At 54.2% G+C, this 17473-nt stretch carries 17 protein-coding genes; 5 read left to right on the top strand and 12 right to left on the bottom strand.

From position 1 onward, the window contains the following. Window positions 1-70: 70 nt before the first annotated feature. Window positions 71-547: a bacterioferritin gene (gene bfr / locus ACP7B7_RS22375; RefSeq protein ID WP_065307050.1), complete on the top strand. Its 477-nt coding sequence runs from the start codon at window positions 71-73 to the stop codon at window positions 545-547. A 170-nt stretch (window positions 548-717) separates the two neighbouring features. Here bfr and ACP7B7_RS22380 read toward each other — a convergent pair whose 3' ends face one another. Further along, window positions 718-1335, bottom strand: coding sequence for a glutathione S-transferase N-terminal domain-containing protein (locus ACP7B7_RS22380; RefSeq protein WP_426078124.1), 618 nt, complete (start codon window positions 1333-1335; stop codon window positions 718-720). A 264-nt stretch (window positions 1336-1599) separates the two neighbouring features. Between ACP7B7_RS22380 and purB the strand changes: the two genes are divergently transcribed. The 4 genes from purB to ACP7B7_RS22400 all read left to right on the top strand — a co-directional run bounded on the left by purB (window position 1600) and on the right by ACP7B7_RS22400 (window position 5007). After that, window positions 1600-2979, top strand: a complete 1380-nt coding sequence (purB, locus tag ACP7B7_RS22385) for an adenylosuccinate lyase (RefSeq protein WP_426078125.1) — start codon at window positions 1600-1602, stop codon at window positions 2977-2979. A 192-nt stretch (window positions 2980-3171) separates the two neighbouring features. After that, the gene (locus tag ACP7B7_RS22390; RefSeq protein ID WP_426078126.1) at window positions 3172-3696 is read left to right on the top strand and encodes a cytochrome b; all 525 of its coding nucleotides are present in this window, start codon (window positions 3172-3174) and stop codon (window positions 3694-3696) included. Between the two features lie 47 nt (window positions 3697-3743). After that, window positions 3744-4298 carry a YceI family protein gene (locus ACP7B7_RS22395; RefSeq protein ID WP_308924068.1) on the top strand — a complete coding sequence of 185 codons (555 nt, stop codon included), beginning with the start codon at window positions 3744-3746 and terminating at the stop codon, window positions 4296-4298. A gap of 133 nt (window positions 4299-4431) precedes the next feature. After that, window positions 4432-5007, top strand: coding sequence for a YceI family protein (locus ACP7B7_RS22400; RefSeq protein ID WP_426078127.1), 576 nt, complete (start codon window positions 4432-4434; stop codon window positions 5005-5007). A 92-nt stretch (window positions 5008-5099) separates the two neighbouring features. Here the strand turns inward: ACP7B7_RS22400 and ACP7B7_RS22405 are convergent, their stop codons facing one another. From ACP7B7_RS22405 to ACP7B7_RS22455, 11 genes are all read right to left on the bottom strand, one after another. Beyond that, the gene (locus tag ACP7B7_RS22405) at window positions 5100-5660 is read right to left on the bottom strand and encodes a sugar transferase (RefSeq protein WP_426078128.1); all 561 of its coding nucleotides are present in this window, start codon (window positions 5658-5660) and stop codon (window positions 5100-5102) included. Next, window positions 5657-6604: a UDP-glucose 4-epimerase family protein gene (locus ACP7B7_RS22410; RefSeq protein WP_426078129.1), complete on the bottom strand. Its 948-nt coding sequence runs from the start codon at window positions 6602-6604 to the stop codon at window positions 5657-5659. The genes ACP7B7_RS22405 and ACP7B7_RS22410 overlap by 4 nt, the downstream gene beginning before the upstream one ends. Then, a complete protein-coding gene (locus tag ACP7B7_RS22415) occupies window positions 6601-7851 on the bottom strand; it encodes a glycosyltransferase family 4 protein (protein WP_426078130.1) in 1251 nt (416 codons plus the stop codon). The genes ACP7B7_RS22410 and ACP7B7_RS22415 overlap by 4 nt, the downstream gene beginning before the upstream one ends. A gap of 10 nt (window positions 7852-7861) precedes the next feature. Continuing rightward, window positions 7862-8992 (bottom strand): non-hydrolyzing UDP-N-acetylglucosamine 2-epimerase, encoded by a 1131-nt coding sequence (gene wecB, locus ACP7B7_RS22420; protein WP_426078131.1) that lies wholly within the window; start codon window positions 8990-8992, stop codon window positions 7862-7864. A gap of 2 nt (window positions 8993-8994) precedes the next feature. Then, entirely contained in the window at window positions 8995-10098 is a 1104-nt protein-coding gene (gene wbjC, locus ACP7B7_RS22425) for a UDP-2-acetamido-2,6-beta-L-arabino-hexul-4-ose reductase (protein WP_426078132.1), read from the bottom strand. 3 nt (window positions 10099-10101) lie between these two features. After that, window positions 10102-11130: a polysaccharide biosynthesis protein gene (locus tag ACP7B7_RS22430; RefSeq protein WP_426078133.1), complete on the bottom strand. Its 1029-nt coding sequence runs from the start codon at window positions 11128-11130 to the stop codon at window positions 10102-10104. A 71-nt stretch (window positions 11131-11201) separates the two neighbouring features. Continuing rightward, the gene (locus tag ACP7B7_RS22435) at window positions 11202-12365 is read right to left on the bottom strand and encodes a hypothetical protein (protein WP_426078134.1); all 1164 of its coding nucleotides are present in this window, start codon (window positions 12363-12365) and stop codon (window positions 11202-11204) included. Window positions 12366-12411: 46 nt separating this feature from the next. Next, complete coding sequence (locus ACP7B7_RS22440; protein ID WP_426078135.1) at window positions 12412-13671, bottom strand: glycosyltransferase; 1260 nt, start codon at window positions 13669-13671, stop codon at window positions 12412-12414. A gap of 66 nt (window positions 13672-13737) precedes the next feature. Then, window positions 13738-14997 (bottom strand): lipid III flippase WzxE, encoded by a 1260-nt coding sequence (gene wzxE / locus ACP7B7_RS22445; protein WP_426078136.1) that lies wholly within the window; start codon window positions 14995-14997, stop codon window positions 13738-13740. Next, window positions 14985-16124: a dTDP-4-amino-4,6-dideoxygalactose transaminase gene (gene rffA / locus ACP7B7_RS22450; RefSeq protein ID WP_426078137.1), complete on the bottom strand. Its 1140-nt coding sequence runs from the start codon at window positions 16122-16124 to the stop codon at window positions 14985-14987. Before rffA ends, wzxE begins: the two co-directional genes overlap by 13 nt. 3 nt (window positions 16125-16127) lie before the next feature. Then, the gene (locus ACP7B7_RS22455) at window positions 16128-16850 is read right to left on the bottom strand and encodes a GNAT family N-acetyltransferase (RefSeq protein WP_426078138.1); all 723 of its coding nucleotides are present in this window, start codon (window positions 16848-16850) and stop codon (window positions 16128-16130) included. Between the last annotated feature and the right edge of the window lie 623 nt (window positions 16851-17473).

A 17473-nucleotide genomic window follows, 5' to 3' on the forward strand; every position in this document is an offset into this window, starting at 1 on the left:
CGCCACCCGGCAGTGACCGCCCCAGCATCCGGTTTCATCATTGACCGCAGCACAGAACAAAGGAAATCCCATGAAGGGCGATAAAGAAGTCATCCGCATGCTCAACGCACAGCTCACCAACGAACTGTCGGCCATCAACCAGTACTTCCTGCATGCACGCATGTACAAGCACTGGGGCCTGGAAAAGCTGGGCAAGAAAGAATACGAAGAATCGATCGGCGAAATGAAACACGCCGACAAGCTGATCGACCGCATCCTGATGCTCGACGGCCTGCCTAACCTGCAAGCGCTGCACAAGCTGCTGATCGGCGAGAACACGCCGGAAATGCTGGAATGCGACTTGAAACTGGAACGCGCCGCACACGCCACCGTCAAGGAAGGCATCGCCATCAGCGAAAAGGCCGGCGACTATGTGTCCCGCGACCTGTTCCTGATGATCCTGGAAGACACCGAAGAGCATATCGACTGGCTGGAAACGCAGATCGACCTGATCGCCAAGATCGGCCTGCAAAACTACCTGCAAAGTCAGATGGCAGTCGAAGAGTAACGAGGACACCTGCCAAAACCTACTGCGCGTCGGCATAGGCGGCCTGCGATGCTCACCGTACCAGAGTACGGTTGCGCTTCTCGGCCACCTCTTCCTTCCGCTCGCTACGGTTTTGTCAGGCGTCGTAACGTCGAAGGTGAAATAAAAAAACCGGCAAATTGCCGGTTTTTTTACGCCTGCGGCACGGTATCCTTGAATGACTGCCGCTCGGACAGTTTGTCGAACAGGCGCGCCAGCGCCGGGTGCGCGCCGCGCCAGTCGATCTCGGGAAAGCGGAAGCTGAGCCAGCCCAGCGCGCAGCCGACCGCCACGTCGGCCAGGGTGTAGTTCTTGCCGGCGCAATACACGCTTTCGCCCAGGCGCGCGTCGAGCGCCGCCAGGCCGCGCGTGACCTTGTCGTGCTGGCGCGCGATCCACGCCTCGCTTTGCTGTTCCGGCGGGCGCTGGGCGCGCTCCAGGCGCATCAGTACACCGGCATCGAGGATGCCGTCGGCCAGCGCTTCCCAGTTCTTGATATCGGCCCGTTCGCGGCCGTTGCCGCCGGCCGGCAGCAGCTTGCATACGGGCGTGAGCGTGTCGAGGTATTCGACGATCACGCGCGAATCGACCAGCGCGCTGCCGTCTTCCATCACCAGGCAGGGCACTTTGCCCAGCGGATTGGCTTCGGCGATGCGAGTCTCGGGCACCCACACGTTTTCCAGCTCGAAGGCATAGTCGAGCTTTTTCTCGGCCAGCACGATGCGGACTTTGCGGACATACGGGCTGGCGAGGGAACCGATCAGTTTCATGGACACTTTAAAGTAGACGAGGTGCTATCAGTATAGCATCGGCGCAGCCCGCATTTGGCAGCGCGCAGCATGCCTGTTGACCAGTGTGGCGGACATGCCGCATTCGCGCCATCCTGCGCCCGCCAGCGGTAATACCATCGCCGGCAGTGGTAAAATCGCTGTTTTCCCGTGGCGCCTCCCTCCTGCCAGCGCATTTGCAGCGCGCTGGCCCACGCTCTGCTGCGCGCCACGCGCCCACCGTTTCATTAACTTGCGTCCGCTCTCATGACCTCTACTACTCCGTATTCCACGCTGTCGGCCCTGTCTCCGCTCGATGGCCGCTACGCCAGCAAGACCGACCTGCTGCGCCCGATCCTGTCCGAAGCCGGTTTCATGCACCACCGCGTGAAAGTGGAGATTTCCTGGCTGCAAGCGCTGTCGCAAGCCGGCTTTGCCGAAATCAAGCCGTTCTCGGCGGAAGCGAACGCCCTGCTCGACAAAATGGCGAGCGACTTTTCGGAAGCCGATGCGGCCCGCATCAAGGCCATCGAAGCGGTCACCAACCACGACGTCAAGGCAGTTGAATACTGGCTCAAGGAACAGGTCGCCGACGTGCCGGAACTGGTGGCCGCCTCGGAATTCATCCATTTCGCCTGCACCTCGGAAGACATCAACAACACCTCGCACGGCATGATGCTGAAAGCCGCGCGCGATGGCGTGATGCTGCCGGCCTTGACCGGCCTGATCGACAAGCTGACGCAGATCGCGCACGCCAATGCCGACGTGCCGATGCTGTCGCGCACGCACGGCCAGACAGCCAGCCCGACCACCCTGGGCAAGGAATTTGCCAACGTCGTGGCCCGCTTGCAGCGCGCCGTGAAACGCATCGCCCAAGTCGAGATCCTCGGCAAGATGAATGGCGCGGTCGGCAACTACAACGCCCATTTGTCCGCCTACCCGTCGTTCGACTGGCCGGCGTTCTCGCAAGCCGTGATCGAGCAGCGCCTGGGCCTGGTGTTCAACCCGTACACCATCCAGATCGAGCCGCATGACTACATGGCCGAACTGTTCGACGCCTTTGCGCGCGTCAACACCATTTTGCTGGACCTGAACCGCGATATCTGGACGTATGTGTCGCTGGGCTACTTCAAGCAGAAACTGAAGGCCGGCGAAATCGGTTCGTCGACCATGCCGCACAAGGTCAACCCGATCGACTTCGAGAATTCCGAAGGCAACCTGGGCCTGGCCAACGCCGTGCTGAAACACCTGTCGGAAAAACTGCCCGTCTCGCGCATGCAGCGCGACCTGACCGACTCGACCGTGCTGCGCAATATCGGCGTCGGCCTGGGCTACACCTTGCTGGCCTACGACAGCTGCCTGCGCGGCCTGAACAAGCTGGAAGTGAACCATGCGCGCCTGGCGCAAGACCTGGACGCGACCTGGGAAGTGCTGGCCGAGCCGGTGCAAACCGTGATGCGCCGCTACGGCATCGAAAACCCGTACGAGCAACTGAAGGAACTGACGCGCGGCAAGGGCATTTCGAAAGAAGCGCTGCAAACCTTCGTCAACGGCCTGGCGATTCCGCAAGACGCGAAAGACGTGCTGCTGACCATGACGCCAGCCAACTATATCGGTATCGCGGCGCAACTGGCCAAGGCCATCTAAGTACTGCCCATCCGCACCCGGCGCCGGGTGCGTTGTAGTCCCGCGGGGCGGCCGGCAAACAAATGCCGCCCGCCCCGCGGTTTTTATCCCCGTCTTTCTTGTAGAATCTGCAGCGCCCCTGCGCACTTTGTTTTTCTTTGGTATATTAGGCCGGATTAGTCCTAACACGTACTACTTTCAAGAAAGCCATCGATGCACCGCTACACCACCACCGCCATCATCCTGCACTGGCTGACCGCTCTGCTGATCATCAGCGCCTTTATCATGGGCCTGGTCATGGTCGATATCCCGGGCCTGACCCCCACCAAGCTGAAATATTTTTCGTGGCACAAATGGCTGGGCGTGACGGTGCTGGCGATCGCCGCCATCCGCCTGCTGTGGCGCAAGGCGAACGTGCCGCCGCCGCATCCGGCCAGCATGGTCGCCTGGCAAAAAAAGGCGGCCGACGCCATGCATGTGCTGCTGTATATCCTGATCTTCGCCGTGCCCATTTCCGGCTACCTGTATACCCTGGCGGCCGGCGTGCCGGTGGTCTACCTGGGCCTGTTCCAGCTGCCGGTCATCATGGCGCCGAATCCCGAGCTTAAGCCGCTCTTAAAAGACATTCACTATGTTCTGAACATGACAATGGCTGCGGCCGTTGCCGCCCACGTGCTGGCGGCGCTCAAGCACCAGTTCATCGACAAGGACGGCGTATTGAAACGCATGCTGCCCTGAGTCTGCCCTACCCTGCCTTGCCCACTAAAAATACCAGGAAAAACAAGATGAAAACCACCCAACGCATCGTCCTCGCCTCCCTGCTGGGCCTGTCCGTGGCCGCCACCGCCGCCACCCTGCTGAAAACTGACCCCGCCAAATCCAGCGTGTCGGCCGTCTTCAAGCAGATGAATGTGCCGGTCGAAGCCAAGTTCAAGAAATTCAATATCGCCATCGATTACAACCCGGCCACGCCGGATGCCTCCAAGGCGACAGTCGAGATCGACACCGCCAGCATCGATATCGGCGATCCGGAATACAACAAGGAAGTGGCGAAGAAAGAATGGTTCAACGCGGCCCAGTTCCCGAAAGCGACGTTTGTGTCCAGCGGCATCAAGGCGGCCGGCGCCGGCAAGCTGACCGTCACCGGCAAGCTCAACATCAAGGGCAAGGCCACCGACGTGACCTTCCCGCTGACCGTGAAATCGGAAGGCGGCAAGTACACGTTTGACGGCGCCCTGCCGATCAAGCGCCTGACTTACAACATCGGCGAAGGCGAGTGGAAAGATACCAGCATGGTCGCGGACGAGGTCACCATCAAGTTTCATGTCGCTGCGCAGTAACACCTGAGAAAACGTCCATGACTGCGTTGCTCTTGCCTCGTCGTGCTATTCACACTGCCTTCGGCAAGGCGCCTTGTCCTGAACGTTTTTCAGGCGTTACTCACTCAGATTAACCCCACCCCCTAGGATATTAATGAAACTTTCGCACCTGATGATCGCCATGCTGGCCGCCGCCAGCGCTGGTTCGGCCATGGCCGCCGCCGATACGTACAACCTCGACCCGACCCACACCTTCCCCAGCTTTGAAGCCGATCACATGGGCATGTCCGTCTGGCGCGGCAAGTTCAACAAGACCAAGGGTACCGTCACCCTGGACCGCGCCGCCAAGTCCGGCTCGCTGGACCTGGTGATCGAAGCCGATTCGATCGACTTCGGCCTGGACGCGATGAACACGCACGCCAGGAAAGCGGACATGTTCAACGTGGAAAAATTCCCGCAGATCACCTACAAGAGCAACAAGCTCATTTTCACCGGCGAGCAGTTGACGCAAGTCGACGGCGAACTGACCCTGCTGGGCGTGACCAAGCCGGTCACCCTGAAAGTGGACAAGTTCAAGTGCATCATGCACCCGCGCTACAAGCGTGAAGTATGCGGCGCCGACGCCACGGCCCAATTCAAGCGCGACGACTTTGGCCTGACTTTCGGCCTGCCGGCGTTCTCGCCGGAAGTCAAGCTGGCGATCCAGGTCGAGGCCATCAAGGCAGACTGATCAATCACGGCCAGGACCAAAAAAAGGGGAAGCGCCATGGCGCTTCCCCTTTTTTATACTGCAAGCCAGCCATGCTGGCGGGCGGTACAGGATCAGTGCACGATGCCGTCGCGCCGTACCACTTTCAGCGCAGTCAGCATGATGACCTTGATATCAAAGGTGAACGACTGCAACCGCAGATATTCGGCATCCAGCTTGACCTTCTCCGGTATCGGCAGTTCATCGCGGCCATTGATCTGCGCCCAGCCGGTCAGGCCAGGACGGATCAGATGGACATTTTGCTCGGTGCGCAGGTCGATCAGGTTTTGCTGATTGAACAGCGCCGGCCTTGGCCCCACCACGCTCATGTCGCCGCAGATGATGCACCACAGTTGCGGGATTTCATCGAGGCTGGATTTGCGCAAAAAGCCGCCAACCGGCGTCAAAAAAGTTTTCGGATCGGCCAGCAAGTGCGTCGCCACCACGGGCGTATCGACGCGCATGGTGCGCAGCTTGGGCATGGAAAAAATCCGGTTGCCACGGCCGACACGATCGGACCAGTACAGCACCGGCCCCTTCGAGGTCGCCTTGACCACGATGGCAAGCAGGCACAGCGGGATGAAAAAGATCACAGCCGCAATCAGGCTCATCAGTAAATCAAATGCTCTCTTCATTGTTTGTTTTGACCATTCATCAGAAAAAACTGCTCAACCGTCTTGTCGATTGCCGCTTGCGGTGTCACCACCGGTCGCCAGCCCAACGTCGCTTGCGTACTGGCAATATCGACCTGCAGCGAACCCGCCAGGCGATCAACGACGCCCTGCTTGCCCAGTAATTTGGCGGCGCCCGCCATCAGCGCCACCGGCACCGGCACCAGCAACACGCGTTTGTGCATCGCCCTGGCGATTTTCGTGACCAATTCCTTGACGCCCATGTCCTCCCCATCGGACACCATGAACACATGGCCAGGCGCCGCAGGATGCTTGCTGCACACGATCAGCAGGTCGACCAGGTTATCGAGCGCCACCATGCTGCGGAAGTTGCGGATGCTGCCAAATGGCAGCGGCACACCCTTTTTCACCAGCTTGATCAGGTTCAGGAAGTTTGCCTTCACGCCAGGACCATAGACCAGTGGCGGCCGAACGATCACCACCTCCAGGCCGGTATCGCGGCCCAGCTGCTGCAAAGCCTGTTCCGCCTCCATTTTCGACACCCCATAAGGATCGCAGGGCTGCGGCACATCGGACGCCCTGAACGGCTGCGTGGTGGTCGCCTCGCCATTCACCTTCACGCTGCTGACAAACACGAAGCGGCGCACACCTGCGGCGATGGCTTGCCTGGCCAGGTTCAGCGTGCCGTCGAGATTGACCTCGCGGTAGGCGCGCAGCGGATCGTCATCCTTGTCCGACATGACATGCACGCGCGCGGCCAGGTGAAACACCACCTCGCATCCTGCCAACGCGGCACGCCAGTCGGTGCTGCCATTGAGATCGCCAACATTGACTTCCCCCTCGGTGGCGCCCCTTCTGACTGCGGCGCGGACGGTGGCGCCGCCGGCGCGAAGGGTGCTGCACAAGGCCTTGCCGACAAAACCATTACTTCCGGTGACCAACATCATTGTGGGAGCCTCTGCGGGGATTTAACTTGATTCAACTGCATATCGATAAGCCATTCTTCCAGTTGCGTGATCAGCGTTGCGCGGTTGAACTGCGACGCACTCGTCTGCAAACCATTATTGCCCATGGTGGCACGCTCAGCCGGCGTCATCGCGGCCATCGCCAGTACGGCGTTGGCCAGACCCTCGGCATCACCCGCATTGCAGGTCAGACCGGCGTTCGCTTGCCGCACCACATCGGCACCTTCGCCATTCAGCATCGCCAGCAAGGGAATACCCGCTGCCAGGTAGGATTGCAATTTTCCCGGGATTGTCATCGAGAAAATGGGTTGATCCTTGAGCGAAACAAGCAGCGCGTCAGCATGTTTGAAAAAGCTGGCCATGCGCTCGACCGGATAGCGTCCAAGCAAAATGAAGCAGTCAGACAGCCCGCGCGCGACAACCTGCTCGGCCAGCCAGCCACTGAGCCGGCCATCGCCGACGATTACCCAGCGAATGGCGCGATTGTGCTTGAGCCGTTCGGCCGCAGCCAGTATCGCCGGAAAATCCTGGGCATCACCCACATTCCCGGCAAACATGACGGTAAATACCGACAAATCACTTTCCATTTCGGCCGCAGGAACGACTTCGGTCATGTCGAACACCGACTCCGCCCAGCTTGGGAAATACTCTACCCGTGCCGACGGACCGGCATACTTCACGATATTGGGCACGAACGCGCGCGACTGCGCGAGAACGACATCGCAACGTTTGTACACGAACGAGACCAGCTTGCCGACTGCGCGTAGCACGGCCGGTGATTTGACCACCCCGATGGCGTGCAGGGTCTCTGGCCACAGATCAAGCACCCAGAATGCCAATGGAGCTTTTTTCACCGCCCGCAATGCTGCGGCAGGCAGGCCGACGGTAATCGGCGAAGGTTCATAGCAAAAAATGGCATCGAAGTCGCGGCCCCGCAGTTTCCACAATCCACCACAGGTGGCGCTCAACGCGAAGCTCAAATAATTGAGCATCAGCCGCACGCCACCCTTGCCGCGCGCAGTATGGCGCACACGCACCACTTCCGCACCGGCATACTGGTTGAACTTTTCCGGCGCAGCGAGAAAGTCGCTAAAAAACTCACCTGCCGGATAATTCGGATGGCCGGTCAAGACCGTGACCTGGTGGCCGCGAGTAACCAGTTCGGCAACCAGGTCATTAATGCGGAAGTTCTCCGGCCAAAAGTACTGCGTAACAACAAGTAGACGCACTTCGATACCTCTATTGCTTTTTCCAAACTACGCGATTGACGTAGTCGGTATAACTATGGACGATCCTGACCACTTTGTCCGAAACATTCGGCATGCTGTAATCGGCCACGAGGCGCAGGCTGCGCTGCTCGCCACGCGGCTGGTCCGCCAGGATGGCCAGGCCCTGCAGGATACGATCGACTTCCAGGCCGGTCATCATCACCGCCGCCTCTTCCATGCCTTCAGGACGTTCATGCGCTTCACGCAAGTTCAGGGCCGGGAAGTTCAGGATCGACGACTCTTCGTTAATCGTCCCGCTATCGGACAACACTGCGCGCGCGCTCGCCTGCAGTTTCACGTAATCCCTGAAACCGAGTGGCTTGAGCAGACGCACCAGCGGGTGGAATTTGGCGCCCAGGGCATCGACCTTCTTCTGCGTGCGCGGGTGGGTCGAAACGATCACCGGCAAATTGTAGGTCTCGGCGACCTGGTTCAATGCCTCGACCAGCTTGGCAAAATTTGCTGGCGAATCGATATTCTCTTCACGGTGGGCACTGACGACAAAATATTCGCCTTCGGTCAACCCCAAGCGCGCGACCGCATCCGACGCATCGATGCGCGCTTTGTAGTGATGCAAGACTTCGTACATTGGGCTGCCAGTCTTGATAATGCGATCCGGCAGCAAGCCTTCACGCAACAGATATTCCCTGGCGATGTCACTATACGTCAGGTTGATGTCCGCCGTATGGTCGACAATCTTGCGATTCGTTTCCTCTGGTACGCGCTGGTCGAAACAACGATTGCCCGCCTCCATGTGGAAGATGGGGATCTTGCGACGCTTCGCAGGAATCGCCGACAGGCAACTGTTGGTGTCACCGAGGATCAGGATGGCATCGGGCTGTTCCTGTTCCAGCACTGCATCGACGGCAATGATGATCTTACCGATCGTTTCGGCAGCATTGCCGCCGGCAGCATTGAGAAAATGATCGGGCTTGCGCACTTCCAGGTCCTGGAAGAAAATTTCATTGAGCTCGTAGTCATAGTTCTGCCCCGTATGGACAATGATCTGCTCGCAATATTCATCGAGCTTGGCCATTACGCGCGACAAGCGGATGATTTCAGGCCGCGTGCCCACAACCGTCATTATTTTCAATTTTTTCATCTTTAAACTTTGTACGTTACGGTATCTGGGCGCTGGCGATCAAAGATCTCATTCGCCCACAACATGACGATCATCTCGACTTCGCCCACATTGGTAATGTCATGCGACCAACCTGGCATGGTCTCGACCACTTGCGGAACGGCACCCTCGGTCAACAGCTCATGGGTGTCACCCGTAACGATGTGGCGGAAACGGAAGCGTGCCTGCCCCTGAATGACCAGGAACTTCTCATTTTTCGAGTGATGATAATGGCCGCCGCGCGTGATGCCCGGATGCGCGGTAAAAAACGAGACTTGACCAGAATCCTTCGTCTTCAATAGTTCGACAAACCGTCCGCGCGGATCGGTATGCATTGGGACCAGGTAAGAGAACTGCTCAGGATTGAAAAAACTCAGGTATGTCGAGTACAAGGCCCGCACAAATCCAGTTCCCACCGGCTCGGTCACCAGCGAGGTACGGCTCTCCTTGAAGGCGCGAATCTGGTCCGCCATCGCCCCGACCGTAGTGGTGTAGACGGTCGCCAGTTCCGGCCACAGCACGCCGCCCGGCTGCTCGTCCATCAGCCGGACAAAATCAGCGATAAGGTCATCGATATAGACCAGGTTCAGCACGGCCGCCGGGTCATTAATCTGGATTGGCAAATCATTTGCAATATTATAACAAAATGTTGCGACTGCCGAATTATAGTTAGGCCGGCTCCACTTGCCAAATATGTTTGGCAAACGGTAAATGTACACCGGCGAACCGGAAGCAGACTCCAAGTCAACCAACGCCTGCTCCGCTTTGCGCTTACTGACGCCATAGCTATTCTCGAGCGACGCCTGCGACGAAGATGTGTAAATCAGGGGAATCTTGCGCCCGCTTGCAGCGATTGCAGCACACAACTGTTCGGTCAGTTCCTTGTTACCCGTTGTGAAATCTTCTGGATTTTCAGGCCGGTTAATGCCTGCCAAATGGAAGACGAAATCCACACCGACCAACAACTCTGGGAACTGCTCCGCAGGTGTATCGCGCGTGAACACGACCGACTCCACCTCCCGTTCGCGCAAATGCGTGACCAGATTCTTTCCGATAAATCCATTGGCGCCAGTAATCAGAACGCGCATAACTTAACCCTCCGGCTGGATATACTCGCCCTGGGTCAGCGCCCTGACAAATGGCAGTTTCATTAGTAATGCCATCATGCCTTCGACATCGAGGCGGGTGGTATTGTGCGAGTTATAGTCAGTGGCATCAGAGATACGCAACTCGCCTTGCTCGACGAATTTGCCGTAATTCAGGTCACGTAAATCCGGCGGTACCTGATAGTACTCGCCCAAGTCACGCGCAGCGACCATTTCCTCACGGCTCAACAGCGCTTCATACAGTTTCTCGCCGTGGCGCGTACCAATGATCCTGATCTCGTGGTCAGGCTTGCCCATCAGTTGCGTCAGCGCCCGTGCCAACACTTCCACGGTAGCGGCCGGCGCCTTCTGGATGAAGATTTCACCCGGGTTTCCGTTTTCGAAGGCGTACAGCACCAGATCGACCGCGTCGTCCAGCGTCATCATGAAACGTGTCATGTGCGGGTCAGTAATAGTGATCGGCTGGCCTGCGCGGATTTGCTCAACGAACAGCGGAATCACGGATCCGCGCGATGCCATCACATTGCCATAACGCGTGGTGGAAATCACCGTCGCTTCGCTGCCGCGGGACTTCGCAACGATCACTTTTTCCATCATCGCTTTGGAAATACCCATGGCATTTATCGGATAAACGGCTTTATCCGTACTGAGGCAGACTACTCGTTTAACGCCGCAAGAAATGGCGGCTTCCAACACGTTCTCTGTACCCAAGATGTTGGTTTTCACTGCTTCCAGCGGGTGGAACTCGCAGGACGGCACTTGTTTCAGCGCAGCCGCGTGAAAAATATAGTCAACACCGCGCACGGCATTCAATACAGATTGATAGTCTCGGACATCGCCAATGTAAAACTTCAGTTTCGGATTGTTGTAGCGTTTCCGCATATCATCCTGCTTTTTTTCGTCCCGACTGAAAATACGGATCTCTTTCAAATCAGAATCCAAAAATCGCCGCAATACGGCATTTCCAAACGATCCAGTACCACCAGTGATCAAAAGCGACAAATTAGAGAACATGCATAACCTCACTAAATAATAAAAAAAACACACCGATGCCTATCGACGGATACTCGTAAATAGCGCGCCGACTATATTAACTCCATCGACGTTCCATAATTATTGCATTTTCGCACGTCAATAAGATAGGCTAGATAGCCGCATACCATTGCATACAGCGGCAAACCATAGGTAACTGAATGAATAAAGACCAACATCAAAGCAATTCCAACAAAAAATCCGCGCGCCCTGCCCAGTGCGTCAATTGCAAGATGAAACGGCAGCAAAAATAATGGTAAAGCGAAAAAACCTAACTCCCAAAAAGCCCCCCCTACACCCGACATGATCTTGTCGGTCGGATCGCCCCACCAGTAACTTGGGAACATAGCTTGCGCCTGCACGATCATCTTCGAAAACGAGGACAAGCCCTGCGGTAAGCCGTACCCGTACAATGGCAGCACCAGGTGATAGAACCGCTCTGAAATACTGCCATCAACGTATAAAATATTGCTCGGGTCCTGGAAGAACTGATTGAGCACGTCGAAAATGCGTATGTTCGAGCCAAGTAGCAGATCAGAATTGCCCAGCGAGTAGCCCAACAGCGTCAGTACCGAAATCACACTAACCAGCAACATCACCCTATTCTGCAAATAATATACCAGCAGCATGGCAAAAAAACTCACGATGGCCAAGGTCGACTGCGAGAAAAACAGAAGTTGAAAAATAAGTAGCAGCAAATAACGCTTTTTTACTTTCGCCTCAATATTCAAGCAAAAAACCAATACTCCAAGAGCCAGTAAATTCAAGCCGTACATCGACGGCTCCGGCGTCAGGCCGGTTACCCCGCGTTCAGGGCTGGTACGCACCGACACCAACAGTTCGAACAGATCACGCGAAATAATCATCTGCGCCACGGCAACAATAAAATTGATCCAGATCGCCAAAAAAACGATACGGACGAACTGCCGATGCACATCGAATGGCGGCTGGGAAATCCCCTTTCCGCCCACCGCGCCGTATTTCAAGGAGAAAAACACAGCGTGCGACACCACAAGTGGCGTGCAATAAAATATGGTAGCACGGAAAATAAGCGACACATCATTGACTTCCGTGATCGCAATCGTCAGCCAAAGCCCCACAATGGGAAGCAGGAAATACTTAAAATAACCTACGACCCGACTATATTTCAAAAAATAAATAAGCGCAGCAATAAAACAATAGGGTTGAAGGTCAAGATTAAGCAGCCCAAGAGACACGAAAGGGAACAAAAACAGTAAATTTATGTAGCGCAAAATTATCGACTCACGTGAGACCGTAGGATTGATCCCTACGGTTACGAAATGTAGAAGACAAGTGGAGAGCGTCTAATAACGCCACACCCACAAACGAGCAACATAAGCGCACGCAGTCGATGGTACCCAGGCCTGGCAATTCAGTCTGCGCGCAGTCGCTAAGCGTGGTCATTGAATTAATGGTCGATTCAATCGAGAATTCCTTTGCTTTTTCACGGCATGCTGATGCGATTTCTTCAGCGAAGACCTGATCCGACAAGACACGTTCGACCAAACTTTGCATACTGAAGCGCGGCACGTCCGGAAGATATTCGTTGTACGAATACCCGTCGATATCCGAAAGGAAGCCATATGTTTCCGGCTGCTTGATCGATTCAATACCAACCATCGCCGGAATACGCAACGCGGCGGCCTCAAGTAAAGCTGTACCGCTACCAATAAACAACCTAGCCTGTCCCACATTTTTGCCAAAATCAGAGTACGCCATAGGACCGAAGAAATGAATTCGATGCTTTATGCCGAGAGATTCCGCCAACGCCTTCAGGTCTTCTTCCTCGGAACCGCTTCCATATATATCATAGTGCAATTCGGGATGACGATCCGCCAGTGCCGCCACAATGCGAATAATATGCCCATTGTATGTCTTGAAATTGACCAGGTTGCCGACCGAAACCAGCTTGCCGCGCACTTGTGCAGGCAGGTCCTGCGGCAAGTCTTCGGATATTTCGATACCGATGGGCGCTATCGTACCGCCAGAAAAATCCGTCCCGAAAAAACGCGAGTAGTTGGTCACATTCGCCTGGTTAAAGAACAGGAACTGACTCGCCGGAACAGCATTGAAACATTGTCTAAATGCGCGTACAAAATAAGTATCTTGCGCGTCGAATAAATATTCGTTTTGGTGGTACACGCCGATCGTAGCTCGCACCCCTGCTAGCCGACGCGCCAGTCGGCTGGCAAAAAAAAGGCCGAATATGCCCATGACATGCACGGTAGTGCCGAACTGCCTCAACATATCAAGCAGAGCCCTCCAGCGCACCGGTGCAAATGTCATCAACTGCATCCGGAAAAACACCCCGTGGTCCCAAAGGTAATCGCGCAAGTCAAATACTTGCGCATAACGTTCAAGTTCCGCGCGCAGTTTCTCGTCTACGATGGGGAACATCACAAGTACCGCGACTTTTTGCCCACGACGGTGCATTTCCCGACATGCCCTGATGAGAAAGGTGGTGCCGCCATTAACAGGGAGCGCATTTGCAATAAATATCATTTTTTCATTTTAATTATGACGTACAAGCAAAAATATTATCAAGTATAAAGTAAGGCACAGTACTCCTTACACGTCGCCGCCCTTTCGCAGATAGACCCGTAAAGCTACTTGAACAACAATGAAGTACAAAATATAGGTGGCACAATAAGCGTAACTGGCACCGACCGCACCGTATTTCCCGACAAAGAAATAACACAACAAAACCAAGGTGCTTGCCTGAAAGATTTCAGCACCAATATAAATTTTGGTACTTGCCCTCGCCACCGCAACATATGCGCCGATATATGCCGCGATCTTGAAAGCATCACCCATTAATTGCCAAGGAAAGAAACCCTTCATCGGTAGAAATTGCGGGGAAAAAAGCAGCAGAATAATGAAATCTCGCGCCAGGAAAATCGTCAGCGAAAGCGCCGCCAGCACTGGCATGGCAATTTTATAGACCGACCATACCTCTTTCCCAATTTCACTACGGCTTCGCAACTCAGCCAAACGGGGCAGGTAGTAACTTGCTAGCACGACAGTAATGAATTGCAAATACGCGTCGGAAATCTTGCTGACTGCCTGCCAATATCCAACCTGAACCCAACTATTATTGACCTCAATAATATGTCGCATGACAATTTGCGCCATTTGCATCGTAAATACCGACACCAACAGCATCAGAGAAAACTGCAGGAATTGCCCCGTTTTCACCCGATCCCAAACCGGCATCAAATCACGCAATTTGAACCGCAGTCCAAAAAAATACCAAGGTACAAGAAACAGAATATTTGCCACCGGCATCCAGATTAATCCGTACATTGCACCGTGAATGCCCCAGAAGATACAACCAACGGCGACACCGCTAGCGCCAACGACCACGCCCAATCCATTGACAACGGCAAATGCGTGTACCCGTTTGTGGCCGTTAACTAACCCCATCAACAAATTGGTACAGGCAAGCGCAAATTGTGCCGCAGCCAATACCCGGATCACGTCGGCATAATCGACCGTACCAAAGAGCCAATTCGACAGAGGTGAGGCGAGGCCAAGTAAAATCGCGCCTAATATCACCGATGCTACTAATCCCACCAAACTCGCCGCGCCGATGTAACCTCTTAACTGCTTGTGTTCATCCCTGTACTGCGCGACAAACTTGACAAGACCGGTCGATATCCCGCCGCCGGCAAGGATAGTCATCATCGACATCAGGCTCATGAACTGACCCAGTCGACCCAATCCGTCGGCGCCAATATAGACAGCAATAATTTTTACTACAATCAATCCGGCAAGAAGCTTACTCAGCGTCGATGCTGCGAATAGCAGTCCAACCTTTAGGAGGTGCATACTTCAGCATAAAATGACGCAATAATTCCCGTAATCTTGTCTACCTGCTCATTGGTAAGATCAGGAAACAACGGCAAGCGAACCAGGCAATCGGTGTAGCGATCACTGTTAGGCAGGATACGGTCGCCATGCTGTGCAGCGAAATATGGACTCGAGTGCAGTGATAAATAATGGAATACTGCCATCACGCCGCCCGCCTTGAGCGCATCGATAAGCTTTGTTCGCTCCTCAAGGTCGCGGCAAACCAGATAAAACATGTGCGCATTGTTCGTTGCGTACTCCGGGATCACCGGCAGGGAGATGAGGCCGGCCTGACCAAGTGCAGCCAAGTTTTCGTAATAGCGTGACCATACGCGACACCGTGCCGCCTGGATTATCTCAACGGATTCGAGCTGCGCAAACAAAAACGCGGCAAGCATATCTGACGGAAGAAATGATGATCCAACATCTACCCAGCCATATTTATCGACTTCACCCCGGAAGAATGACGAACGATTAGTACCTTTCTCGCGAATAATTTCGGCGCGCAGGTCGTATTCGGCGTTATTCACAACCAATAGTCCACCTTCACCACACACCACATTCTTGGTCTCATGGAAGGAGAACGCCGACAACGCGCCCAGCGAACCCAACGGCCGGCCACGGTGATAGGAATCGATCCCCTGCGCGGCGTCTTCCACCACAGGAATGCCGTGCGCCGTAGCTACCTCCAGAATACGATCCATGTCACACGCCACACCAGCGTAATGCACCACTACGATGGCCTTGGTCAGGGGTGTAATCAAGCGCTCCACTTCGGCCGCATCGATATTCGGCTGGTCGGCTTGGCTATCGGCAAACACCAAGGTCGCGCCGCGCAAGGCGAACGCATTCGCGGTCGACACAAAGGTGTACGACGGCATGATGACTTCATCACCTGGTTGGATGTTCAGCAAGATCGCGCACATCTCGAGTGCATCGGTGCATGACGTTGTCAACAAGGTCTTGTGAAAGTCAAACTTCTGCTCAAACCAGGACTGGCATTTTTTGGTAAATTCGCCATCGCCAGACAGCTTGCGGTTATCCAGTACTTTGGCGATATTTGCTAACTCGTTACCTGTTAAATAAGGTCGATTGAAAGGAATCATTATCTAGAACCACTTATGAAATGTGTAAATGCTGTTTCGCGGCTCGAAGCCTTGACGACACCACACCTTTTGCGGTGCAGTATTTGTTATTTGAGTTGATACAAGAAGTTGACTTATTTCATTCTCCGAACACCAATTTTTCGCCAGTCGGACCAGGGAGGTGTACAGTCCATGCGCTTGGTATTCCGGGTGTACACCATTCAAGACAATTTCCGCAGATTTGCTATTCAACTTTTTCAAAGTCAGAAACGCGACCACTTGATCATCTTTGCAGATCAGCAGCACCGCATCCGCAACAGGCTGCGACAGGCATGAAGCACGCGCCCAAGAGGAATAAACCAGATCCGAATCAACTGTACTCAATTTTGGATCGGCATGGTAATGGCCGGAATAATTTTTGAATGCCATTTGCGCGCAACACTCAACCAGATCCGCATCCTGCTCACTGGCGATACGCCAACTGTAGTCATCCGGCAATATCACCGGGTGCACCGAAATTGCCTTTTGTAAAAAGTAGACCAGCGTATCCATTAGCTGAAAACCGGCCTCTTCCATCGCGTGAACGAGTTCAATTTCAGAGGTATCACAGCGTGCGATCAGTAACTCCACCGCGCGCATAGCACACCAGTCGATCAAGCCATGAATACTTTCACCCTTCTCGATCGACACTTTCGCTGTGACAACACCAAATCGATCCTTGTCTATCGACGACAATGCAACTTTCATATTAAATTTCTATTCCTTTATCATTCTGACGCAATGCACTGAATATTAAATTTTTAAATATATACGGCAATCAAGAAACCGAAAAGAAATGCTTATAAATTTACGTCACCGCATTTCAATACACATGACAGAACTTCAAACTGGAGCACAGGCACGGTTAAAACAATGACCACGCATACCGCTGTGGCCACTGTAATTTCCATAACAGGAATAAGCGTTTTACCGGTAAAAACCCTTTTATATATTCCACAACGAGATTAATAATAATCTGGAAATAGAAAAAAGCACCATGCTTGCAAAGAAACGGGAGCGCACTTTATTGGAAGCGACCATCGCTAAAAAAGGGAAAAATCTCCAGCTTCAGCCTCTGTGCCCCGAAGCATAGAACAAGAAAATAGAAGTTCAGAGCCACAGTCAAAACCTACCAGATCATTCTCTTTTTATATTTTTATACAAAAATAAATTGAAAGCACAAGAGGATTTTTTTCACACAAATAAATCATCATTGATAATCTGCGCGGCGAAATAAAATATCAGATAACTGAAAAATTCTGACGCCCCCAAACCATCCTGAAAAATGGCATAACCTTCAAGTACACCCGCATTTTTCAAAAAATCAAATG

The organism is Janthinobacterium sp. PSPC3-1, from assembly GCF_049896105.1.
Classification (GTDB): domain Bacteria; phylum Pseudomonadota; class Gammaproteobacteria; order Burkholderiales; family Burkholderiaceae_D; genus Janthinobacterium.